This window comes from Paenibacillus terrae HPL-003, from assembly GCF_000235585.1.
Taxonomy (GTDB): Bacteria; Bacillota; Bacilli; order Paenibacillales; family Paenibacillaceae; genus Paenibacillus; species Paenibacillus terrae_B.
In genome coordinates, this window is the sequence record NC_016641.1 from 3294775 (window position 1) to 3319213 (window position 24439).

Annotated in this window: 21 protein-coding genes; 13 read left to right on the top strand and 8 right to left on the bottom strand. The window is 46.9% G+C overall.

The genetic code is table 11. The features are described from left to right. Positions 1-5: 5 nt before the first annotated feature. Positions 6-1916: a beta-glucoside-specific PTS transporter subunit IIABC gene (locus HPL003_RS15065; protein WP_014280542.1), complete on the bottom strand. Its 1911-nt coding sequence runs from the start codon at positions 1914-1916 to the stop codon at positions 6-8. Positions 1917-2031: 115 nt separating this feature from the next. Then, positions 2032-2865, bottom strand: a complete 834-nt coding sequence (gene licT / locus HPL003_RS15070) for a BglG family transcription antiterminator LicT (RefSeq protein ID WP_043922737.1) — start codon at positions 2863-2865, stop codon at positions 2032-2034. 370 nt (positions 2866-3235) lie between these two features. Here licT and HPL003_RS15075 point away from each other — a divergent pair, with 370 nt between their 5' ends. The 4 genes from HPL003_RS15075 (at position 3236) to HPL003_RS15090 (ending at position 10136) form a co-directional block, all read left to right on the top strand. Next, a complete protein-coding gene (locus HPL003_RS15075; protein ID WP_014280544.1) occupies positions 3236-4951 on the top strand; it encodes an ABC transporter ATP-binding protein in 1716 nt (571 codons plus the stop codon). 305 nt (positions 4952-5256) lie between these two features. Next, positions 5257-8148: a 2-oxoglutarate dehydrogenase E1 component gene (locus HPL003_RS15080; protein WP_014280545.1), complete on the top strand. Its 2892-nt coding sequence runs from the start codon at positions 5257-5259 to the stop codon at positions 8146-8148. Positions 8149-8153: 5 nt separating this feature from the next. Beyond that, positions 8154-9467 (top strand): 2-oxoglutarate dehydrogenase complex dihydrolipoyllysine-residue succinyltransferase, encoded by a 1314-nt coding sequence (gene odhB / locus HPL003_RS15085; protein ID WP_014280546.1) that lies wholly within the window; start codon positions 8154-8156, stop codon positions 9465-9467. Between the two features lie 138 nt (positions 9468-9605). Then, positions 9606-10136, top strand: a complete 531-nt coding sequence (locus tag HPL003_RS15090; protein ID WP_014280547.1) for a YfiT family bacillithiol transferase — start codon at positions 9606-9608, stop codon at positions 10134-10136. A 96-nt stretch (positions 10137-10232) separates the two neighbouring features. On the opposite strand, the gene HPL003_RS15095 is transcribed toward HPL003_RS15090, so the two are convergent. The 4 genes from HPL003_RS15095 to mnmL all read right to left on the bottom strand — a co-directional run bounded on the left by HPL003_RS15095 (position 10233) and on the right by mnmL (position 13924). Beyond that, positions 10233-11210, bottom strand: a complete 978-nt coding sequence (locus HPL003_RS15095; protein WP_014280548.1) for an alpha/beta fold hydrolase — start codon at positions 11208-11210, stop codon at positions 10233-10235. A 26-nt stretch (positions 11211-11236) separates the two neighbouring features. Further along, complete coding sequence (locus HPL003_RS15100) at positions 11237-12211, bottom strand: type I phosphomannose isomerase catalytic subunit (protein ID WP_014280549.1); 975 nt, start codon at positions 12209-12211, stop codon at positions 11237-11239. A gap of 177 nt (positions 12212-12388) precedes the next feature. Next, the gene (gene mnmM, locus HPL003_RS15105) at positions 12389-12970 is read right to left on the bottom strand and encodes a tRNA 5-(aminomethyl)-2-thiouridylate-methyltransferase MnmM (protein ID WP_014280550.1); all 582 of its coding nucleotides are present in this window, start codon (positions 12968-12970) and stop codon (positions 12389-12391) included. Next, positions 12971-13924: a tRNA modification radical SAM protein MnmL/YtqA gene (mnmL, locus tag HPL003_RS15110; RefSeq protein ID WP_014280551.1), complete on the bottom strand. Its 954-nt coding sequence runs from the start codon at positions 13922-13924 to the stop codon at positions 12971-12973. Positions 13925-14229: 305 nt separating this feature from the next. Between mnmL and HPL003_RS15115 the strand changes: the two genes are divergently transcribed. After that, entirely contained in the window at positions 14230-14427 is a 198-nt protein-coding gene (locus HPL003_RS15115) for a hypothetical protein (protein ID WP_014280552.1), read from the top strand. Between the two features lie 104 nt (positions 14428-14531). After that, a complete protein-coding gene (trmB, locus tag HPL003_RS15120) occupies positions 14532-15248 on the top strand; it encodes a tRNA (guanosine(46)-N7)-methyltransferase TrmB (RefSeq protein ID WP_014280553.1) in 717 nt (238 codons plus the stop codon). A 22-nt stretch (positions 15249-15270) separates the two neighbouring features. Here trmB and HPL003_RS15125 read toward each other — a convergent pair whose 3' ends face one another. Both HPL003_RS15125 and HPL003_RS15130 read right to left on the bottom strand, forming a co-directional pair. Next, complete coding sequence (locus tag HPL003_RS15125; RefSeq protein WP_420795066.1) at positions 15271-16404, bottom strand: MGDG synthase family glycosyltransferase; 1134 nt, start codon at positions 16402-16404, stop codon at positions 15271-15273. Between the two features lie 51 nt (positions 16405-16455). Next, positions 16456-16983 (bottom strand): phosphatase PAP2 family protein, encoded by a 528-nt coding sequence (locus HPL003_RS15130; RefSeq protein ID WP_014280555.1) that lies wholly within the window; start codon positions 16981-16983, stop codon positions 16456-16458. Positions 16984-17586: 603 nt separating this feature from the next. Between HPL003_RS15130 and HPL003_RS15135 the strand changes: the two genes are divergently transcribed. From HPL003_RS15135 to HPL003_RS15165, 7 genes are all read left to right on the top strand, one after another. After that, positions 17587-18825 carry a glycosyltransferase family 2 protein gene (locus tag HPL003_RS15135; RefSeq protein WP_014280556.1) on the top strand — a complete coding sequence of 413 codons (1239 nt, stop codon included), beginning with the start codon at positions 17587-17589 and terminating at the stop codon, positions 18823-18825. Positions 18826-19141: 316 nt separating this feature from the next. Next, a complete protein-coding gene (gene infC, locus HPL003_RS15140; protein ID WP_014280557.1) occupies positions 19142-19639 on the top strand; it encodes a translation initiation factor IF-3 in 498 nt (165 codons plus the stop codon). A 20-nt stretch (positions 19640-19659) separates the two neighbouring features. Further along, complete coding sequence (gene rpmI / locus HPL003_RS15145; protein ID WP_014280558.1) at positions 19660-19860, top strand: 50S ribosomal protein L35; 201 nt, start codon at positions 19660-19662, stop codon at positions 19858-19860. 53 nt (positions 19861-19913) lie between these two features. Beyond that, entirely contained in the window at positions 19914-20273 is a 360-nt protein-coding gene (gene rplT, locus HPL003_RS15150; RefSeq protein WP_007429517.1) for a 50S ribosomal protein L20, read from the top strand. Positions 20274-20649: 376 nt separating this feature from the next. Further along, the gene (locus HPL003_RS15155) at positions 20650-21687 is read left to right on the top strand and encodes a BMP family lipoprotein (protein WP_014280559.1); all 1038 of its coding nucleotides are present in this window, start codon (positions 20650-20652) and stop codon (positions 21685-21687) included. 141 nt (positions 21688-21828) lie between these two features. After that, positions 21829-23367, top strand: a complete 1539-nt coding sequence (locus HPL003_RS15160) for an ABC transporter ATP-binding protein (protein WP_014280560.1) — start codon at positions 21829-21831, stop codon at positions 23365-23367. Then, positions 23360-24439 carry an ABC transporter permease gene (locus HPL003_RS15165; protein ID WP_014280561.1) on the top strand — a complete coding sequence of 360 codons (1080 nt, stop codon included), beginning with the start codon at positions 23360-23362 and terminating at the stop codon, positions 24437-24439. The genes HPL003_RS15160 and HPL003_RS15165 overlap by 8 nt, the downstream gene beginning before the upstream one ends.

Below are 24439 nucleotides of genomic sequence, written 5' to 3' on the forward strand. Positions count from 1 at the left end.
GTTTTTTAGATTTCTACCTTCAGTACGGGTTCCTTCATGGTGATATCCCCCAGCTTGATTGGAAAAACAAATTGATAATCGCTTGTATTGGTGACAACCATGGCTGTTGTGATGTCATATTCTTTTGCGATATGCTCCAGATCAAACGTGAGCAGCTTATCGCCTGCTTGAACTACATCACCAGCCTGAACATGAGCCTCAAAAAACTGCCCGCGAAGTTTGACGGTATTGATGCCTACGTGGATGAGCAGTTCTGCACCATCATTGCTGCGAATAACCATGGCGTGCTTCGTTTTGAACACATTCACCACGGTGCCGCTTACAGGTGAGGACAACTCGCCAATGACAGGAACAAAGGCCACGCCTTTACCCATCAATTCGTCACCAAATGTCGGATCATTCACTTCCTTTAGTGGAATCGACCGACCTGTCATGGGAGCATAAATCGTCTCATTCGAAGCGGGGATATTTACATCTTCCTGTATCTCATCGGACGAATGTGTCGAGCGGTCACGGTCTGCCAGAGATGATGTTGTAGCGCTTGTGGTTTGCACATCTTCGTCGTTCTGTTCTTCGTCAATACCAAGTAAAATGGCAGCGATGGTGGCCACAACAAATGCGATTACCATACCGCCAAATGCATACCAGAACGTCGGTCCAATCAGGGCAGGTAGCCCCGGAATCCCCCCGTTACCCGCCAATACATAGGCATTCGCACCAAAGGCAAGGGAGAAGCCACCGCCTGCGGCACTACCGATCATACCCGCTATAAAAGGTCGTTTATATTTCATATTAACCCCATACATAGCAGGCTCAGTGACACCCATAAGTGCTGTCAGACTTGTAGAAAATGCTATAGATTTCAGCTTCTTATCCTTGGCACGGAAGAATACCCCCATGGTTGCTCCTGCCTGCCCCATATTGGAGATGTACGTTAGCGGCAGAAACTTGTCGAAACCCAGTTTTGCCAAATTGCCGATTATGACTGGAACGAGTGCATAGTGCATGCCTGTCATAACGATCAACGCCATAGCTCCGCCCAAAATAATACCTGCGAACAAGCCGCCTTCGGAAATCAGCCAATTAATACCGCCTGACAATCCATTACCGATCAGAGTACCCAGCGGTCCAATAACGATCAATGTAACCGGAACGACAATGAGCATCGTGATCAATGGGACAAGCAATAGCTTTAAAGAAGAAGGAATGATACGGTCTACGCCTTTTTCGATATAAGACATCAGCCAAATGGCCAGAAGTATAGGGATAACAGAGGATGCATAGGTAACGGCAGTAACCGGAATGCCTATAAAGGAAACAGCTTGACCGCTTGATAATAGCGTCCCCATGTCCGGGTACATGAGTGCTGCACTGACGGCAACGGCGACATAAGGGTTGCAACCGAATTTTCGGGCCGCACTAACGGCAATCAATAGCGGCAGAAAATAAAAAACTCCATCTCCGATCGCTGAGATAATTCGATACGTATCTGTACCCGCTGTAAGCCAGCCTACAGATACGAGTAAAGCAATTAGACCTTTGAGCAAACCTGCACCAGCAATGGCAGGCAAAATAGGAGCAAATACACCTGCAATGAACTCAAACATTCTGGAGATAGCATTTTGTTTCTTCTTTTCAGAAGGTTTCTTTTCGCTGGAGTCGCTCTTTAAAGCAGGATATAGATGTACCATGGCATTGAATACTTTGGCGACATCATTGCCAATAATGACCTGAAATTGATCACCAGAGACATTTGTGCCCATAACTTTGTCCAGCTTCTTTAATTCATCCTGATTTACCTTGCCGTTATCCTTGAGATCAAAGCGCAAGCGTGTAACGCAATGATATACAGAATTAATATTGTCTGTTCCACCAACGGAGGCCACAATTTTTTTGGCTGTTTCCTGTTGATCCATTTTGAATCCCCCCATTTTTAGGTAAAAAAATACCTGAATGAGCAGGCCCGCGTATCGTGAGCCTTTTTCATTCAGGTTTTGCCTGATTTAACAGTGACAAGCCTTGAAAAATATTCTATTTTCTTTTGATAAGACGCTCCAAATGCAGTGTCAGGTACAATTGCTCAGAATGCGTCATGGTGTACTTGTAGTTCTTTTGAATAAATCTTTCGATTTTACCAATGCATTTAAAAGTGTCCGCATAATTTTTCTTCACGACTTCATACAAATATTCTTCTGCATCATCATGGCCTGAATGCGTAATAACGCGCTGGCAAAAATATTTGAGATGTGTAATAAAACGGAAGTAATTCACACTGTCCTCATCAAATTCCACATTAAAATGGTATTTGATAATGTTCATGATCTCCTGAAGCAACTGCATCATATGAGTGACATCATTCATCGAATCATTAATTTCAGCATTCACGAAATGAAGGGCAATATTACAAATTTCTTCCTTAGGGAATTCAATACCCAGACGTTCGCGCAAAAGCGTCAACGATTCTTTGGCAGCGTCATACTCAGCTTTATAAAAATGCTGAATCTCCCATGATAGTGGGTTGCGTACGATCATGTCATGCTCCATACGCTGTATAGCAAAATGAATATGATCCGACAGGGAGACATAGATGCCGTCACTTATTTTTTTGTTCAACTGTGTGCGCGCCAGACTAACAATGTCATCGGTGACTTGTAAAATATCAATCGGAACTTCCATGACAGTCGCTTTAAACTTCTCATAAATATTTGCATCCTGAAGACGGAAAATTTTCTCGATCCGATTTTCATCAATAGGGTCACCCGCACGGAAGTTAAAGCCGATACCCCGGCCGAGGATAAGCAACTCCTGATTTTTATCATCCACCGTACTGACAATATTATTGTTGAAGATTTGTTTAATTATCACATTGAACCACCCATTTTGAGGAATAAAAAAGAGCAAAACTACAACAGAAATAAACATAATCATTTCTGTTGTGGTTTTGCCCGCATTACCGGTAACAAGCCTCACGGATAAGTTATCATGATCTGAAAACGTTGTCAACTTTTTTGTGATTAGAAGTGAACCACCAATAGAATCTTTTGCTATACTAATGAAAGAAAAAAAATGCTGGCGACTGTACGAACACTGGATGAACAAATGGACATCAATACAGTGAATGCCACGTTGAAATCGCTGGTGACGGAATATACAGAAGTTTTTAGAAATGAAATTGAAGGATGCTTTAAGTTGGAAGTTTATTCTCCAATGAGTACATACAGAAATGGGGAGAAGCATGCTACGTCGTTTTTTGGAATATTATCGACCGTATCGGTCTTTGTTTCTTTTGGATTTTTCGTGCGCGGTCTTTGCTGCGTTGCTGGAACTGGGATTTCCGCTCGCGGTGAATTATGTGGTGGACGACTTGTTGCCGCAAAATAACTTAAGGCTGATTCTGTGGGCCTGCGCGGGTTTGCTGGCGATCTATGCGGTAAACACGGTGATGCAGTACATCATTAACTATTGGGGTCATATGCTGGGCGTTAATATTGAAACGGCGATGCGGCGGAGACTGTTTGAGCATATGCAAAAAATGTCCTTCCGATTTTTTGATAACAACAAGACAGGCAGTCTGATGTCACGGATAACGAATGATTTGATGGAGATTGGCGAAATGGCCCATCACGGGCCAGAGGACTTGTTCATTGCGATTATGACGCTGATTGGGGCATTTGTGCTGATGAGCTCGATTCACTGGAAGCTCGCGCTGCTGATTTTTGCGGTGATTCCGGTGCTGATCTGGTTATCTATTTATTTTAACCAAAAGATGACCAAGGCCTTCGATACGATGTATACGAGCATGGGAGATTTTAATGCCCGTGTGGAAAATACGATTGGCGGGATTCGTGTAGTACAAGCTTTTGGTAACGAGCAGTTTGAAAAGGTACGTTTTGATAAAGACAACAACCGTTTTCGGGGTGCAAAGCTGATGGCTTATAAAATCATGTCCAACGGACTGTCGATGAGCTACATGTTGACCCGCATGGTTACGCTGTTTGTGCTGATTTTTGGTGCATATTTTGTCATTCGTGGAGAACTTTCGTATGGACAGTTTATCGGATTTATTTTGCTGTCTAATGTATTTTTCCGTCCGATTGATAAAATCAATGCTATTATCGAGAGCTATCCGAAAGGCATTGCAGGCTTCAAGCGTTATACGGATCTGCTGGATACCGTGCCGGATGTGGCAGATGCACCGGATGCGCGTGCTGTAGACCATTTGAGAGGAGATATTAGCTATAGCGATGTTTCCTTTGGATATGAAGGCAAGGACAAGGTACTAAGAGGAATAGATCTCAGCATTCAGGCTGGCGAAACGGTTGCTTTTGTAGGTCCATCAGGGGCGGGGAAAACGACGATTTGCAGCTTGCTTCCCCGTTTTTACGATGTGGAGGGTGGTGCCATTACTATTGATGGTATGGATATCCGCAGTATGACGCTGGTTTCACTACGCCGACAGATTGGGATTGTACAGCAGGATGTGGTCCTGTTCTCTGGCACTATTCGCGAAAATATCGGGTATGGCAAGCTGGATGCCGGGGAAGATGAAATATGGGAGGCTGCGCGGCGTGCGCAGTTGCATGATTTTATCCGTTCTCAGCCGGAAGGAATGGATACGGTGATCGGTGAACGGGGTGTGAAGCTGTCTGGAGGTCAAAAGCAACGGTTGGCGATTGCACGGATGTTCTTGAAAAATCCGCCGATTCTCATTTTGGATGAAGCGACCTCAGCGCTGGATACGGAGACAGAGGCTGCGATTCAGCAATCGCTGGCAGAATTGTCTGCCGGACGGACGACACTGGTCATTGCCCACCGACTGGCGACGATCAAAAATGCCGACCGTATTATCGTGGTGACGGAAAAAGGCATTACCGAGCAGGGAAGACATGAAGAACTGATTGCAGCGGGTGGAGTGTACAGTCGTCTGCATACTGCCCAATTTGGTTCCTGATACTATGATTTGTACCATAAAAGCGCCAAGGCTGGGGGACAAACCCGTCTCTGGCGCTTGTTTTCATACGAAATAACCCGATTCATCTAATTTACGCATTGGTATGTTGAGAAAAAGGAAATGCTCATAGACAGAAAAGTTTATACAATGGAGGAAGGATAGGAACTGTGAAATTCGACTTTTGATGAAGGATTTCATATAATGTGAGCATATTGTGAACAACTTAAAATGAGAATTTTGCAAAAACTGAAATGAAAATGATTTCCGTCCAGCTATGAATTTCAAAATTTGACGGAGGGAACGAGATGACAATGGAAGAGAGCAGCAGACAGGTACCTTGGCAGAGTTATTATGGACCTAATCTAGGTTATGTGCAGGACCAGTATGAAAAGTATGTAGCGGACCCCGGAACAGTTGATCCGGCTTACCGCGAGCTGTTTGATCAATGGGGTGAGCCGCCGCAATCCGAATACTCGGCTGCTTCCATGATAGACTACAAATTGCAAGGCCCCCCGGCAAGCGCTCAGAGACATCTTGACTCGAACACATTACAGAAAGCGGTTACAGCCGGGAAAATGGTGTGGAACATCCGTGAATACGGGCATTTGGCTGCACAAATAGACCCGCTGGGACTGGATGCCGAGCAGGATACACGCTTGCTTGATCCAGCATCTTACGGTTTAACTGAACAGGACCTAAAGGCTTTTCCGGCCTCTTTAATATGGGATAATGCTCCCGCTGGAACACTTAACGGCTGGGAAGCCATCCAACGCTTGCGTGTGGCATACACAGGCCCGATTGCCTATGAATTTAGTCACATTCATAACGAGGAGGAACGCAGTTGGTTGAACAGCTATGCTGAATCCGGCTGGTCCTCCAAACCACTCACTACGCAGGAACGCAAGGCGTTGCTAGGTAGACTGGTAGAAGTGGAGCAGTTCGAAGAATTTTTGCATAAAACGTTTGTCGGACAGAAACGCTTTTCTATCGAAGGTAATGATGTCCTTGTACCGGTACTCGACGAGATTATCCGTCTTACGACAAATGCAGGTGCGAGCCACGTGTTGATGGGGATGGCGCATCGTGGTCGTCTGAATGTACTGGCCCACGTGCTGGGCAAGCCTTACAGCAAGATTTTCTCTGAATTTCATCATTCCCCGAATAAGGATCTAATTCCGTCGGAAGGCTCGACAGGGATTAATTATGGCTGGACCGGAGATGTAAAATACCATCTGGGTGCCAATCGTTTTGTAAAGGATGGGGAAGCGGTACAGGCCCGTCTGACATTAGCGAATAACCCGAGTCATCTGGAGTATGTGAACCCGGTCGTGCAGGGCTTTTCTCGCGCAGCGCAGGAAGATCGCAGTGAAGCAGGCTATCCGAAGCTGGATGTCAGCAAGGCGGCAACGATTATCATGCATGGCGATGCGGCTTTTCCGGGTGAAGGCATCGTGGCCGAATCACTCAATTTCACGAATTTGCGCGGCTTCCGTAATGGCGGCTCAGTTCATATTATTGTTAACAATCGTCTGGGCTTTACAACAGAAAGCATTGATTCACGTTCGACTCGCTATGCAAGCGATCTGGCCAAAGGCTACGAAATTCCGATCGTACACGTGAACGCGGATAACCCTGAAGCGTGTATTGCAGCAGCTCGAATGGCAGGCGAATACCGCAACCGTTTCAAGAAGGATTTCCTGATTGATCTGATTGGCTATCGCCGTTATGGTCATAATGAATCTGATGATCCGGAAACAACGCAACCGCTGGTATACGGTAAAGTGAAAAACCATCCAACGGTTAGCAAATTGTATGCTCAAAAACTGATTAAGCAAGGAATCGTGGATGAAGCGTTTAATGCTGGACTTATCGAAAAGGTACAAAATCGACTCAAGGAAGCGCATGAGCATGTGAAGAATAACCCGGAAGAGGAGCCTGCAATTGTTCCTTCCAAGGCAAAACGGGGTCAGGATTCTGTAGTTCGTACGGCTGTAGAGTTGAAAAAGCTGCGTCAGATCAATGAAAACCTGCTGAAATGGCCAAAAGCCTTCCAGGTATATCCGAAGCTGGATCGAATTCTACAGCGTAGAAAAACGGCTCTGAACGATGGTGAAAAGGTGGATTGGAGCTTGGCGGAAACGCTGGCTCTGGCTACGATTCTGGCAGATGGCAAACCGATCCGTATGACAGGTCAGGATGCGGAGCGGGCAACGTTTGCTCACCGTAACCTCGTGCTGCATGAGCCTGAAACGGGCAATACGCATTGCCCTTTGCACACATTGCCAGAAGCACGTGCTTCGTTCAGTATTCATAACAGCCCGTTGTCTGAGGCGTCTGTCCTTGGCTTTGAGTATGGCTATAACGTGTACTCTCCTGAAACGTTAGTGATTTGGGAAGCACAATTCGGTGATTTTGCCAACTGTGCGCAGGTTATTTTTGATCAGTTCATTTCCGCTGGCCGCGCCAAATGGAGACAGAAATCCAGTCTGGTGATGCTGTTGCCACATGGTAGTGAAGGACAAGGACCGGAGCATACAAGCGCACGTCTGGAACGATTCCTCCAACTGTCTGCACAAAATAACTGGACTGTCGCTAACTTGAGCAGTGCCTCGCAGTATTTCCATCTGCTGCGCCGTCAGGCTGCATTAAGCGAGAGTGAGGAAGCTCGTCCGCTTGTGATGATGTCGCCGAAGAGTCTCATTCGTAACAACCGTGTCGCTTCGCCTGCTTCCGAATTCAGCGAAGGAACATTCCGTCCCGTGCTGGAGCAACCCGGACTGGGTGGGCGCCCGGATCGTGTAGAGCGTATTGTACTGTGCAGTGGCAAGATTGCCATTGATCTGGAAGAAGCGTTGGAGAAGAACAAGGATGAAGCGGAGGATCGTCTGCACATTATTCGTGTCGAGCAGTTGTACCCTTTCCCGGAAGAGGAAATTCGGAATATTTTCAGCCGCTTCCAGCATGTTAAGGAATTCGTATGGGTACAGGAAGAGCCGAAAAATATGGGGGCCTGGAGTTACATTGAGCCTCGTCTGCGGAATGTTGTGCCGCAAGGAGCGGAAATCCGCTATGCGGGCAGACCGGATCGTTCCAGCCCAGCGAGTGGTTATCAGCAAGTACACAGCCTAGAGCAGCAGCGAATTATTCAATCAGCGTTGAAGCAGGATTCCAAAAACAATATTACACTGGGGAGGTAGCGGCTGTGAGCGATATTTTAGTGCCAGCAATGGGAGAATCCATCACGGAAGGAACAATCTCCAAATGGCTTGTGAAGGAAGGGGATTCCGTAGGACAAGGGGATGTTCTACTGGAGCTGGAAACCGATAAGGTCAATCTGGAAATTAGCGCAGAGGAAGCGGGCGTAGTCCAGAAAATCCTTCGTCAGGAAGGGGAAACGGTGGTTATTGGTGAAGCTGTAGGTTTGATCGGAAGCGGCAGTGGGAGCGTTAGCGCAGGATCATCCGGTGCCGGAGAAGCAGCAGCGACCAAAGCGCCGGAGGCACCGCCTGTAGCCACTTCGCCTGCTTCCATAGAAGGCGGTGGCAAATCAGCAGCGGAACAGGCCGCACAGCCTATTCCGTCCCACGGTGACGGGAACGGTCAGACGGCATCTCCATCTGCCCGGAAGCTGGCGCGTGAGCGCGGAATTGATCTGGAGCAGGTACAGGGGAAGGACCCGCTCGGACGCGTGTTCCAGGAGGACGTTAAAACGCATGCGAACAGCGCCGATGTTTCGCGTGCTGCATCACCTGCACCTGCCGCTCCCGCTGCGAATAAGCCTGCTGCTGCGTCTCCGTCTCAGACAGAGTACAGCAAGCCGGTAGAACGTCAGCGCATGTCCCGCCGCAGAGCGACCATTGCCAAACGTCTCGTTGAGGCACAGCAAACGGCAGCTATGCTTACGACCTTTAATGAAGTGGATATGACCGCCATCCTTGATGTTCGCAAACGCCGCAAAGATAAGTTCAAGGAGAAGCATGATGTTGGCTTGGGCTTTATGTCCTTCTTTACGAAGGCAGTGGTTGGCGCGCTCAAGCGATTCCCTACCGTGAATGCGGAAATTAACGGCGATGATATCGTACTGAAAAAATACTATGATATCGGGATTGCCGTATCTGCAAAGGAAGGGCTGGTCGTACCCGTTGTACGGGATGCTGATCGTCTCGGCTTTGCCGAAATCGAGAAGAGCATTGCAGATTTGGCTGGCAAAGCACGTTCCAATTCGCTTTCTCTGGCAGATCTGCAAGGGGGAACCTTTACCATTACCAACGGAGGTATTTTCGGTTCCCTGCTGTCTACGCCAATCCTGAATACACCGCAAGTGGGTATTTTGGGAATGCATAAAATCCAGCTTCGCCCGATTGCCATTGACGAGGAACGTATGGAAAATCGTCCGATGATGTATATCGCGTTGTCCTACGATCACCGGATTATTGATGGCAGCGAAGCGGTTCGCTTCCTGGTAACGGTCAAAGAATTGCTGGAAGATCCAGAATCGCTGTTGCTGGAAGGATAAAATAAATCAACAGTTGTATCTAATCTTTACGTATATGAAAAAGCAGGCTCTTGCAGGTCTGCTTTTTTTCCTGCATAGTTATAACATAAGATTACATGTAGTAGGATACTCAGATGCGAAAGAAGGGGGGGAACTGTTTTGGATCATGATTTGCGCTACCCGATTGGGCCATTCGTCGTTCCGGAACCCATTACAGAAGAACAGCTTGTGGCATGGACTCACGATATTGCTGAACTGCCTTCTCAGCTTCGTCAGGCGGTCGAAGGTCTGGACGAACAACAGTTGAACACGCCTTATCGCGAAGGAGGCTGGACGGTTAGGCAGGTTGTCCATCATTTGGCAGACAGCCATATGAACGGTTATATTCGCTTCAAGCTGGCGCTAACAGAGGATACACCCACGATTAAGCCATATGATGAGGGGCGTTGGGCCGAAATACCGGATGCAAGGGAGCTTCCGCTGGAGCCTTCTCTGCAATTGCTGGAAGGGCTGCATGAACGGTGGGTGGTTGTGTTGCGTTCGCTGGGGGATGATCAATTACACCGAACGTTTATCCATCCGGAATCGGGTCAGACGATCCGCCTGGAACGAAACATCGGCATCTATGCCTGGCACGGCAAACATCATATAGCTCATATTACTTCCCTAAGAGAACGGAATGAATGGTAATTATTAACACAACCTCAAAGTAAAAAGTAAACACAAAAAGAAACCTTTAAACTCACTTTAAACGTGGTTTGAAGGTTTCTTTTTATTAAGAGCTAATTATGAAGATGCCTTTGAATCTCCAGACATAATAGAAACGGTGGTCGCTGCTGTGTGAATATGGCGATCCAGCCAATCAACGATATCGTTCATGACCTCATCGCGGTTCGTTTCATGCAGCATCTCATGTCGGCCGTCAGGATAGAGACGATATTCTACATCCTGAAGCTTCAGACTCCGGTACATATCCACCAGCGCTAGAACACCTTTACCGAACAACCCTACCGGATCACGATCTCCGGCAAAAATATAGACAGGCAGCTTGGGATTGACTTTCTCGAGTGACGAGGGCCAATGAATTTCCTGCAAAAGCCGGAAAAAATCCAGAAAAAAGCCTGTCGTGCAAATGGCACCGCATAACGGATCATGTACGAATTGATCTACTTCCTCGGGATCGCGGGATAACCAGTCGAACGCCGTACGCACCGGACGAAAGGCCCGATTAAATCCGCCGAAGACCATTGCGTTGAGCAGCATGCTGCGGTGATCCATTCCTTGCAGTTTGGCTTGCAGCAGGGCAACTTGCTCTCCAAGTTTCAGCAGGCCACGTCGCCCGTTCGTTCCCGATAAAATAAACCCGTGATACTGTTGCCTGTCATCATACATGATTTTCTGGGTTAAAAAGGACCCCATACTGTGACCCAGCAAAAAACGAGGCTGATCCGGAAACTCCTTGGCCGCAATTTCGCCCAGATCCAGCATACCGCTTGCCATTCGTTGGAATGCATTCGCTCCCGGCATGCCAAGCTTATCAGAATCACCAGCGGTACGTCCGTGGCCGATATGATCGTTGGCATATACACCATAGCCGGAAGCTGTAAGCTTCTCAGCTAAGCGAATATAACGGTAGGACGTCTCGCACATCCCGTGCGAAATCTGAACGATTGCCCGCACGGGCGTATGCTGATCCGGTAGCCAACGGTAGGCAAAAAGCTCCGTTCCGTCATTTTCAGCGATGGTGAAGGTATATTCCTGCATAAGTTAGACAACACACCCTTTAAGCTTTAAGGAAGATACGATCTAAGGACAGTCATTCCGTCATTCAGCGTGTAACCACCCAGATTAGCGGGGAGCAGGAAGCAATCTCCAGCTTTGCAGGAGAGAGACGACGAATGATTGTCCCACGTTAATGTACCGCTGCCTTCGCAAATCACGAGAATGGTAAAGCTGTCATCGGTTGTAGAAAGCGCCCAGCTTCCCTCTACGATACCCTTTTCCACAACAAAATACTCACAGGCTGCGAGCTGAAGCCATTCACCCGGCTGTAAACCGCCTGTCTTCATTGTTGTTGCACCAGCCCCCTCGTAAGAGGTCACATTGAGGGAATCCTCGATATGCAGCTCACGGGGCTTGCCATCCAGACCAGGACGGTTGTAGTCATATAACCGATAGGTGGTATCTGAATTTTGCTGAATTTCAGCAACAACAACGCCTGCACATAACGCATGTACGGTTCCAGCAGGGATGAAAAATGTGTCGCCTGCCTCAACAGGAACCTGACGCAAGCTACCCAGGATGTCTCCGCTTTCAAGAGCGGTACGCAGGCTGTCCGGGGTCACGCCCTCGGTCAGACCGTAAATAATTTTGGCATCCGGCTTGGCATCAAGCACGTACCACATTTCGGTTTTTCCCAGCTCTCCAGCTGGAAGTCCTGCATAATCGTCTGTCGGATGCACTTGCACGGACAGATCGTCATTGCAATCCAGCAGCTTGATCAGAAGCGGAAAACGTCCGCCTTTTTCCGATACGCCCTTGGCCCCGAGCCAGTCCTGCCCGTAGGTTTCGCGAATTTCATCCAGCCCCTTGCCAGCCAGCTCGCCATTGATGACCGTTGTGGTTCCATTTGGATGATCAGCAATCATCCATCCTTCCCCAATATGTCCTTCCGGCGGGGTCAAACCGAATTGCTCTAAGGCTCGTCCTCCCCAAACTCTCTCTTTGAACTCAGGTTGAAATTGCAGCGGGTATGGCTTTAGCATAATTTCTCTCCTCCATAATGAGTAATGAGTGCGACCTAACAGAATAGGGAAATCAGAAACGTGCCGCTGGGGCAATAAAGCTGGGGTGAATAGCCCGTACGACGCTCAAAAAAAGATATATGTAAGGCGGCTAAAAAGCCGCTCATAACCTGAATATGCGAATTTAAAAATACGACATTATTTCTTTTCAACCGCCACTACGTAAGGCGAAGCAGCTCGTTGTAATTGGCGGTAAATAATGCTTTGACCACTGGATATCGGGACGGTGGAGGCCCATTGAAGGACAGCTTTTGCTTCCTCGCCGCCTCCGGCGTGCCCCGGATACAGTACGGCGGTCAGAATACCGCGCGGGCGCAGCAGATACAGTGCCGCATCAAGAGCGGCGAGTGTACTGTCGGTATGCGTGATAACAGATGGATCAGCGCCTTCGGAGGGCAAGTAGCCGAGGTTAAACATGACCGCAGCGACTTTGCCATGCAGCTTGTCGGGAACGGCCTCCCGCATCTGCTCATGACCTTGCAGCAAAAGCGATACCTCCGCCAGTGAGGGGGATTCGTCTTCGTCCAGCCGACGACGAGCGAGCTGCAAAGCCTCCTGCTGGATATCGAAGCCATAGACACGTCCCCGTCTTCCGGCAGCCTTAGCCAGGAACAGCGTATCCGCTCCGGTGCCGACTGTGGCATCTATAGCGGTATCGCCCGGCTGGACTCGCGCAGCTACCAATTGATGAGCGTAGCTCAGTACAGACAGGAAGCCCATTTAAGGCTGCCTCCAATACTTACCTTGCCACGTTTCCCGTGATTTTAGCTCATCGTCAATGGCGTTAAGCACTTCCCATTTTTTGAGCGACCACATCGGACCCATCAGCAAATCGCGTGGTGCATCCCCGGTCAACCGATGAACGATCATTTCGGGCGGCAAAAATTCCAGCGTATCGACGATCAGCTTGACGTATTCATCTTTTTCCAGAAAGCGAAGCAATCCGGCTTCATACTGCTTGACCATCGGCGTTTTGCGCATAAGATGCAACAGGTGGATTTTGATGCCCTGCACATCCATAGCCGCCACTGCACGACCTGTGTCCAGCATCATTTCATGCGTTTCCTGCGGCAGTCCGTAAATGATGTGCGCGCACACGCGGATATTGCGCTTGCGCAGCTTTTCCACCGCATCCAGATAGCATTGAGTGTCATGGGCGCGGTTAATCAGCTCCGAGGTGGATTCATGTACGGTTTGCAGGCCCATTTCGATCCACAGGTATGTGCGCTCGTTCAGCTCTGCAAGGTAATCCACTACATCGTCAGGCAGGCAATCGGGACGTGTAGCGATGGACAGACCAACAACGCCGGGCTGCTCCAGAATAACCTCGAAGTATTCGCGTAGCTCCTCAACCGGGGCATACGTATTGGTATAGGCTTGAAAATAGCCGATATATTTGGCATTTGGCCATTTTAGATGCTGTCGGTCCCGAATCGTATTGAATTGGGTGACGAGATCGTCCCGGCGGCGTCCGGCAAAATCACCAGATCCCCGTGCGCTGCAAAAGGTGCAGCCTCCTTTGGCAATGGAACCATCCCGGTTCGGACAGGTAAAACCTGCATCCAGCATGACTTTGAACACTTTATTATGAAATTGCTCGCGCATTTCGTAATTCCACGTATGGAACCGTTTATCTCCCCACAGGAGAGGAGCAGGCAACAAATCTGTTTTCATGGGTGTACTCCTTTTTTTTGCGATCACCCTATTGTAACAAAAATCAGTCGGAATTGGGAATCACTTGACAGCGAAAGGCAAGAGAAAGTGCGGATTTTATTGGATTCAGGATTGAAAAATGTTACACCATGTGTTATATTGTAAGCGGTACCAGACATACTATAAAAGGAATGTTTTCGATCCTGAAAATAAAAGTTAACCATCGGCTAATGATTATTTTTCAGGGCAGCTATGCTGCTTCTATCGCCTGCTTTAGGGTAAATGCACGTCGGTTCCATCACTAATAACCCGTGAGGTGATCTTTTATGAGTACGCAGGATAAAACGCGTATGGATAAAGTTACTGTTGAGTTAACCTTTGATGAGGCATTGGCGCTGACTGGTGTCCGTTTTGGGCAAGACCGCCAGATTGGAACGGCCGCACGTCAAAAAATCAGAGCTGCTTGCCAAAAGACGATTGATTTTTCACCTGCTGATGGGGTAGACTATGAACAATTAAACTAGTTGGACCCCAATCCAAATATATTGAAAAAGGAATTTCATTTCCGTATCTTCAAGCGGGGGTGAGATTCCTTTTTCCTTGATAACAGAGCATATGGAGGAGTAACATGCGTTTACGCGGAAGAAAAGGAATACGAGAAAGTTTGGAAGAACAGCAGGACCTGGTTATCTTGGAGCCGGGACAGTATAAAGGAAAGTGGCAGCAGCTTTTTGGCAATGATCGTCCGATTCATGTGGAATTCGGTATGGGCAAAGGTCGGTTTATCAGTCAAATGAGCTATCGGAATCCGGAAATCAATTATATTGGCTTTGATATGTATGATGAGCTGGTGCGTCGTGCTGCGGAAAAGTCGCGTCTGGCCTGGAGTGACACAGAGGTTGATACGCCGCCTAATATCAAATTGGCGCTGGCGAACATTGAACAGATTGAGAATGTTTTTGAACCTGGGGAAATTGAGCGTATTTATTTGAATTTTAGCGATCCGTGGCCTAAAGCCAAGCATGCGCGTCGTCGCTTGACGCATCCGCGCTTTTTGGACAAGTACCGTCAGCTTTTAAACAGCAAGGGACAAATTCATTTCAAAACCGATTCGGAGACGCTGTTTGAGTTCTCGCTGAATTCATTTGCCGACAGCGGTTTGCAAATGACGAACATATCGTTGAACCTTCATCGTGAGGGTATCAACGAAGAGCATGTCATGACTGAATATGAGCATAAATTTATGGGCAAAGGCATGAACATCCATCGTGTCGAGGTGCTAATCGGCAAAGATGCTTTAGAAGAGTATGAGAAAATACGTCTTGAGAAGTATGGTAAATCATAAAATAAAACAGGGTGCTTCCTTTTTAGGAAAGCACCCTGTTTGGTTCCAGTATATCCAAAATACTCTGTGCACTCTGAAGAGGATAATATCGCGCTACATTATGAACGTGATCCTGCCGTTTGCGAACGATTTCCGGAAATTCGTGTAATAGCCGGTTCATCCATTTAACGACAACATCAAGCGAAGTAATCGGTTCTCCGAAGCCTTGAGCCGTAAAGTATTGACAATTTTCTTCTTCCTGTCCGGGGAGAGGTTTGTGAAACAACATCGGAATCCCTTTTGCCAGCCCCTCGGTGCATGTCATTCCGCCGGGCTTGGTAATGAGCAGATTCGATACCTCCATTAATTTGTCGATTTCCCGCGTAAATCCGAAAATATGAATATTCGGATGATTGAAGCGGGGGTCCAACTGCAATTTACGACGAATTTTATCATTATGACCCAGACAAAAAATAAATTGAATGTTTTCTCTCCAATGGGTAAGCGAGCGATGAATGACTTCGTCGTTCATCAGACCCCAGCCGCCGCCCATAACGAGTACGGTGGGAATCGGCTTAAGACCGAATTGGTCCCGGATTTCGTCATGCCCAGGATGCTCCCAGAAATTCGGATGAACCGGAATACCCGTTACTTGAATTTTCGACATGGGCACTCCACGTATGCGCAGCTTGCGCATGACCTCAGGTGTGGATACAAAGTACCGGTCAACCTCGGGACTGATCCATGTTCCATGAGCATCATAGTCTGTAATGACAGTACAAAGCGGGACATGTAAGCCCAAGCGCTTCAAACGTGAAATCACTGCACTTGGGATGGGATGAGTGCATACCACCAAATCAGGACGAAGCTGCCGAAGAATGTTTCGAGTCTGCGTGTAGAACAGACGGTGCAAAGCGAGCGTTGTAAGACGGTTTAATGATTTTTTATACTGATGACGGTAAACCATTCCGATCAGGCGAGGCTGCGATATGACAGTCTTCTTGTACGCTGTAATAATGAGCGGAGCCATTCTCGGATTCAAAAAGCTCCCTAATTCCAGCACTCTGGTCTGCACATTCGGAGAAAGCTTGCGCAAACTGCTTGAGAGCGCGTACGCAGCTTGAGTATGTCCGGCACCGAAACCTTCCGATAATAATAACACTCGTTTTTTAGCCACTCTCATTTCACCTGTTCCTGCTGGGATGTTCTCAATCATACCATATCGGCTTTAAGGCCAGAATGCAACCGTTCCTATTGCTGCTGATGTGCCGATGACCGCTCCTGCGAGTACATCCGTAGGATAGTGGAGTCCCAGGTAAATTCGGGAAAAACCCACAATCAGCGCGATAGGCAGCAAAAGCAGTGTTAGCATGGGTGACTGTAGCATAAAAGGAACAGTCACCGAAAAAATAGCGGTTGTATGCCCCGAAGGAAAAGAATGATCCGACAGGGGATTACGGAACGTATTCGTATCTGGCAGTGCCAGGTACGGACGAATCCGCGGGTACAGCTTTTTGGCGATGGCTACAGGGATGTGGCTGACTCCAAGAGCGATGGCCCCCTTCATACCGGATTCCTTCCATGGAAGCGGAGCAAGCAGCCATACAAGCAGTGTGGAGGTGATTGTAAAGGTCGCTCCACCCAGATGTGTAAGATAATAAAGCCAGAAGTTCAAAAAACGATTGTGTAAGCGTCCGTTGATCCATTTGAACAACTGCTGCTCCAGATTTACAAGTTTTACGACTAGACGTTGCATTTAGTTTCCTCCGGTTGCCGTGCCGGGTTGGTCGGCAAATATTTTGAATCACTTGAACAGAATCAGGCGATAAGTAATTATTCTCTTGCTCTCATCATATTTTTAAACGCTGCTCATTTCAAGAATCACAACTTATCTGGTTCAATTCTACACAAAAATGTTAATGGAATATAAGTTGAATTGTATAACTTTCTTTGCGTTCATTCGTCTAATACGATAGAGTATTTAGAAGTGGCCGTTAAATGGCTCACAAAAAGGAGGGACTAAAGAAATAAAAAGTTAGCAAATGGATGAAAATAAGACCTATCGTCATGAATGAAAGGCTCAGCGTCGCATTCCTGGTTCAAACCGGAGTTTGTCGTGTTTTTTTGCTGCTGAGAACGGTTTTAAGGCTTTGACAAAAGCTTGAAAACCAACGAAAATCGTAATGGCGTTCCTGTGTCAGCCAATAGGGGGCTGAGCACAGTCAATGAAAAAAGCAAGGGTCGGGTCAAAAACTACAAAAAAAAGGCGCGCAAAGCGCCGCAACTTGCGCTACACAGATAGAAAACAAACAAACGCAAGATTTTTAAGGGGTATAAAAAAAGGGGGTAACAAGAGATTATGTTAGACGCCATTTTCGTGACGCTCCAGATTATACTGGCGCTGATCGCGGTCTATCAGTTTGGATTCTCCTTGTTCGGTCTGGTTCGCAAAAAAAGGAAAGAGAATGCGGCTCCGGAAAAATCATTTGCCATTTTGGTCGCTGCCCACAACGAGGAACAGGTTGTTGGAGCATTGATGGAGAACTTGAAGCAACTTGATTATCCAAAGGAACTGTACGATGTATTCGTTATTTGTGATAACTGCACGGACAAGACGGCGGATATCGTTCGCGCACACGGTATGAATGCTTGTGAACGTACGAATCCGAATTTACGTGGTAAAGGCTACGCCATTGAGTGGATGCTCAAGGAATTGTGGGCTATGCCACGTCAATATGATGCGATTGTCATGTTTGATGCTGACAATTTGGCACATACGAATTTCTTGAGTGAAATGAACAACGACTTGTGCACAGGTGCCCGTGTTATCCAAGGGTACATTGATACTAAGAATCCTGAGGATTCATGGATTACTGCGGCATACGGAGTATCTTACTGGTACATCAACCGTTTGTGGCAGTTGTCTCGTCACAACCTGAACATGGCTAACTTTCTTGGTGGTACAGGCATGTGCTTTGAAACGAATCTGCTCAAAGAAATGGGCTGGGGTGCGACGAGTCTGGTAGAGGATTTGGAGTTTACCATGCGCTGTACGCAACGTAATGTATATCCAAGATTTAATTATGATGCCAAGGTATACGACGAGAAGCCGTTGACTTTTAAAGCTTCCTCCAGACAACGTCTGCGCTGGATGCAGGGTCACTTTACAGTCGCTCGCCGTTATTTCTTCCCACTGCTGTGGCAGAGCATCAAGCATAGAAGTCTGATCAAATTCGATATGGCCCTCTATGGTCTGAATGTGTACATCGTACTGTTCACTTTCTTGATGACAGCAGCGATGTGGGTGGATATTGCGTTCTTCGGGGGACCTAATATCGAAAATATCTATGTACAATTACCAGCTTGGACTGGTGTTATAGCAGTTAGTTTGAACATTCTAACCTTTGTGATCGCGATGATCCTGGAGAAGGTCACGTCCAAAAAAGTGTATCTTTATTTACTGCTGTTCCCTGTCTATCTGATTTCGTGGTATCCGATTACGTTTTATGCGTTCTTCACGCAAAACAACAAGCAATGGAGCCACACCCAGCATACGCGTGTTGTTCGGCTGGAAGAAGTTCAAAGTAAGCAGGGCTAAATGCAGGAGGGCATGAATGTATCGCAGATCCTAAGTGTCAACTGTTTTGAATTAATGTGTTGACACTTTGATGAGTTGCGTGATAAGATGTTCAAGTATGTTAATTGAAAAGTATGGATTATAAGTAGAAGGTCCGACTTCTCACCTGTCCGGTATCGCCGGCTGGTCTTGATCCAATGATTTGTGAATTGAACTTTCATGATGAATTGAGTATCAGACAGGGATGTCGGCTGCATAGTCGTCATCCCTTTTTTGTGCTTTAAGACAATACAACAATAACAGGTTCTGGAGGTGGAGGGTTATTAGTAAGGAACATATGATCAATGATGAGATTCGGGTGAGAGAAGTACGTCTGGTTGGTGCTAACGGGGAACAAATCGGGATTACACCGACTCGTGAAGCTCTGCAAATGGCGATTGACGCAAACCTGGATCTCGTAAACGTGGCGCCTCAAGCGAAGCCGCCCGTGTGTCGGATTATGGATTACGGAAAATTCCGCTATGAGCAACAGAAGAAGGAAAAGGAAGCCCGTAAAAACCAGAAGATCGTTGACATCAAAGAGGTATGGTTCCGTTCCAACATCGAGGAGCATGACTACCAGACCAAGTTTCGCAATGTGGTTAAGTTCCTGAATGAAGGGGACAAGGTGAAATGCTCCGTTCGTTTCCGCGGTCGGGAAATTACCCATGCTAACGTGGGTCAAAAAATTCTCGAACGTGTGAAAGTGGAAGTTGCTGATCTTTGTACCGTGGAGCGCCAACCCAAGCTCGAAGGACGCAGCATGATTATGATATTGGCTCCAAAGAGTCAATGACAAATTAAGGAGGAAGTTCAATGCCTAAAATGAAAACACATAGCAGCCTTAAAGGCCGCTTCAAGATTACTGGTACTGGTAAAGTAATGCGTTACAAAGCTTACAAAAACCACTTGCTTTCCCACAAATCCAAACGTGCAAAACGCGTTCTGGGTACTAACCCTGAGATGTCACCTGGGGACGTTAAGCGTCTGAAACAAGGTCTTGCTAACCTGAAATAGCACACAGCACGGCAATGAATGAAGCATAAACATTATTTGGGAGGTCTTTTGATATGGCAAGAGTAAAGGGCGGATTCGTCGTTCGTCGTCGTCATAAAAAAGTATTGAAGCTTGCTAAAGGTTATTTTGGTTCCAAACACCGCATTTTTAAAACAGCTAACGAGCAGGTAATGAAATCGCTTGTTTACGCATACCGTGACCGTCGTCAGACGAAACGTAACTTCCGCAGACTGTGGATCGTGCGTATCAATGCAGCAGCTCGTTTGAACGGTTTGTCTTACAGCAAACTGATGCACGGCCTGAAATTGGCTGGTGTGGACATTAACCGCAAAATCTTGGCTGATCTTGCAGTCAACGATATCAATGCGTTCAACTCTTTGGCAACTGTTGCTAAAGGCAAAATCAACGCTTAATTATTGAAATGAAGGCGTTGAAACCGCGAAAGTGGTTGAAAAGGTATCCCGAGCAGTATGCTGTGTAGGGATGCCTTTTTTTGTACATACTTAACGAAATAAAAAAGTCCAAATTATTCAAAATACGAATAAAGATGACGTGTGATGACAGAATGTATGGATTTTGCAATAGGTGCAGCGCTTACATTAATCAATTTTCAAAAAAAATTGACCCAAGGTTATTAATCATCTGGATTTTAGTCGATCATAATTGTATAATCTCTAAAGTAAGTCTTCTGTAGGATCTGTCTCGACAGTAAATGGCATGTATGACGTGCCCATTTTCAGAGAAAAGAGACAGTCCAGGGATCTAACACTAAGGGGGAACAGTATCAGCATGAAGAAAATGTTCAGTATGTCTTTGGTTATGCTGCTAGCGATCTCGGTCATTCTCGCAGGCTGCGGTAACAAAAATCAAGGCGCGTCCAATGCAAGTGGAGGAGACGCAGGTGGTTCTGCCAAAACATCGAATGTCCAAATCGGCATGGTTACAGATGTAGGTGGAGTAAATGACAAATCGTTTAACCAATCTGCATGGGAAGCATTGCAAGCCATTGAAAAAGAAACAGGTGCTAAGGCTAAATACCTGCAAAGTAAATCGGATCAAGATTATATTCCTAACCTGAACCAATTTGTTAAGGGCGGTTTTAACCTGACTTGGGGTATTGGTTTTAATCTGGCGAATGCGATTGGACAAGTAGCGAAAGACAACCCGGACAAAAATCTGGCGATCATCGACAGTGTCGTAGATGCGCCTAATGTAAAATCGGTTGTTTTTGCTGAAAATGAAGGTTCCTTCCTGGTTGGGGTTGTAGCTGGTAAACTCACCAAAACAAACAAAATCGGTTTTGTGGGTGGACAAGATAGCCCGCTGATCAAACGTTTTGAAAAGGGCTTTGAAGCGGGTATTAAAGCAGTAAATCCAAATGCAAAATTGGAAGTAAACTACACAGGTGCGTTTGATAAGCCGGATCTGGGTAAAGCAGCGGCTGCAACGATCTACAACAGCGGTGCGGACATTATTTTCCACGCAGCTGGCGGATCGGGTACAGGCGTATTTAACGAAGCACTCGCACGGAAGCAACAAGGTCAGCAAGTATGGGTTATCGGTGTAGATAAAGACCAATCGCTTGAGTTTGGTGATGATGTAACGTTGACTTCAATGGTCAAACGTGTGGATGAAGCCGTAAAACGCGTATCCCAGGAAGTTATCGACGGTAAATTTAAGGGCGGTATCGAAACGCTGACTTTGAAAGATAACGGAATTGGCTTGGCGGATACATCCAGTAAAAATGTCCCTAAAGACGTGCTTGATCTCGTAGAACAATACAAGCAAAAAATTATTAAGGGTGAAATTACAGTTCCTTCGAAGTAAGATTTGGCTTGCAAGATAAATAAAGGTGGCGACAAGGCTGGTTCACAAGACTAGCCTTGTTCTTACGTCTGGAGTTATACAGATCATAACGGTAAATCAGCTCATTGGAGCACATACTATAAAGTATATAAGGGTGATCTCATGGATGCAGCGACCCCCGTCGTTGAGTTAAAGCAAATTACAAAACGATTCCCCGGCATCGTTGCCAACGACTCCATCAGCATCAAGCTGCATAAGGGAGAAATTCATGCCCTTTTGGGTGAGAATGGTGCGGGTAAATCTACGCTTATGAATATTCTTTTCGGACTGTATCAGCCGGATGAAGGATCGATAGAAATCGGTGGAAAACCAGTACTGATTGATAGCCCTAATAAGGCGATTGATTTGGGGATTGGCATGGTGCATCAGCATTTTAAGCTCGTGCAGCCGTTTACTGTCACCGAAAATATTGTCCTGGGCTCGGAGCCACGCAAAGGTCTGAAAATCAATTATAAAAAGGCTGCCGCCGAAGTAAAGCGGTTGTCTGAGCAGTACGGCCTTCAAGTGAATCCGAATGCCAAAATTGAAGATATATCCGTCGGCATGCAACAGCGTGTGGAAATTATAAAAACGCTCTATCGTGGTGCAGATATCCTGATCTTTGACGAGCCGACAGCGGTACTGACTCCACAGGAAATCATTGAGTTGCTGGACATTATGAAACGTCTGGTAGCTGAAGGCAAGTCCATTATTCTGATCACTCATAAATTGAAAGAAATCATGCAAATTGCAGATACAGTTACGATTATTCGCCGGGGTCAGGTCATTGATACGGTCAAGACATCAGAAACGACGCCGAATGACCTGGCAGAGAAAATGGTAGGCCGCCGTGTGTCCTTTAAAGTGGACAAGCAGCCTGTGAAGCCGGGACAAACCGTTCTGGAAATGAGCAATGTGGTCTCTAAAAACAAGGATGGCATTAGCGTTCTGAATGAGCTGAACCTTCAAGTCAAGGCAGGTGAGATTTTAGGAATCGCCGGAGTAGATGGAAATGGACAGAGTGAGTTGATTGAAGCTTTGACCGGTTTACGTAAGGTCGATGGCGGGCACATCCGATTGCTCGGACAAGAGATGACGAATCAGTCACCACGTAAAATTTCAGAGGCAGGCGTTTCGCATATCCCGGAGGACCGGCATAAACACGGGTTGGTACTCGATTTTTCCATGAGCGAAAACATGGTTCTGGAAACGTACTATCAGGCTCCTTACAGTAAAAACGGCTTTCTGAACAAAGAGGCTATTGATAAGCAGGCGAAAAGTCTCATTGAGAAATTTGATGTGAGAACGCCGGATATTCATACCAAGGCGAGAGCATTATCTGGTGGTAATCAGCAAAAGGCAATCATTGCGCGTGAAATAGATAAAAATCCAGACCTTCTCATTGCGGCCCAACCTACACGGGGGCTGGATGTTGGAGCGATTGAATTCGTCCAGCAACAACTGATTGCCCAGCGGGATCAAGGCAAAGCGGTATTGCTCATTTCTTTTGAACTGGACGAAATTATGAATGTTTCCGACCGAATTGCTGTCATCTATGAGGGCAAGATTGTCGGGGAAGTGCTACCGGAAGAAACGAATGATCAGGAATTGGGACTGATGATGGCCGGAAGTGCAGTGAAGAAAGGAGTAGAGAATGGCTAACCTATTGAAAATATTTACGAAAGACTCCTTTGTTCTGGCGCTGGTCTCTATTATTTTGGGTCTTCTTCTGGGTGCTGTCGTGATGATGATTGGCGGCTATGATCCCATTGTGGCGTATTCTGCACTATTTAGCCGTGTGTACGGAGACTCATACAACTTTGGCGAGGCAATCCGTGAGATGACTCCACTGATTTTGACGGGGTTGGCATTTGCTTTTGCTGCCCGTGCCGGATTGTTTAACATCGGCGGCGAAGGTCAATTTCTGGTGGGTATGACGGCTGCTTCGATTGTGGGCATCAAGCTGCATGGACTGCCTGCTATTATTCATGCGCCACTGGCAATCATTGCTGGGGCGGTATTCGGGGGTCTATGGGCTGCAATTGCTGGCTATTTGAAGGCCAAGCGTGGCGTTAATGAGGTTATCACCTGTATTATGATGAACTGGATTGGTCTGTATTTGGCTAACCTGGTGATTAACCAGTTCGCACTCATGGAAGGTGAAAATCGTTCCGTGGATATTCAACCTTCCGCTTCGATTTCGATTGAATGGCTGTCACAGATGATGGGAAATGCCCGGGTTCATTGGGGGACCGCCATTGCTGTGCTGGCGGCGGTGTTTTTCTATATTTTCATGTGGAAAACCAAGCAGGGCTATGAGCTGCGTGCTGTCGGATTTAATCAGGACGCATCCCGCTATGCAGGCATGAATGTGAATCGTAATATCGTAAAAGCGATGTTTATTAGTGGTGTTTTTGCCGGATTGGCGGGTGCCTTTGAAGTGCTGGGTGTGTTCCATTATCAATCCGTTATGTCAGGATCGCCGGGGACCGGCTTTGATGGTATCGCCGTAGCCCTCATCGGGATGAATAATCCATTTGGTGTACTGCTGGGCTCTGTTTTGTTTGGAACGCTTACGTATGGTTCTGCGGGGATGAGCTTTAGCGCGGATGTACCGCCCGAAATTATTCGGGTTGTCATTGGCTCGATTATTTTCTTTATTGCAGCTCAGGGAATTGTTCGTTGGGTTGTGAAGCCGCTCTACTCCAAGCGGAAGAAAGAGAAGGTGTTGTAA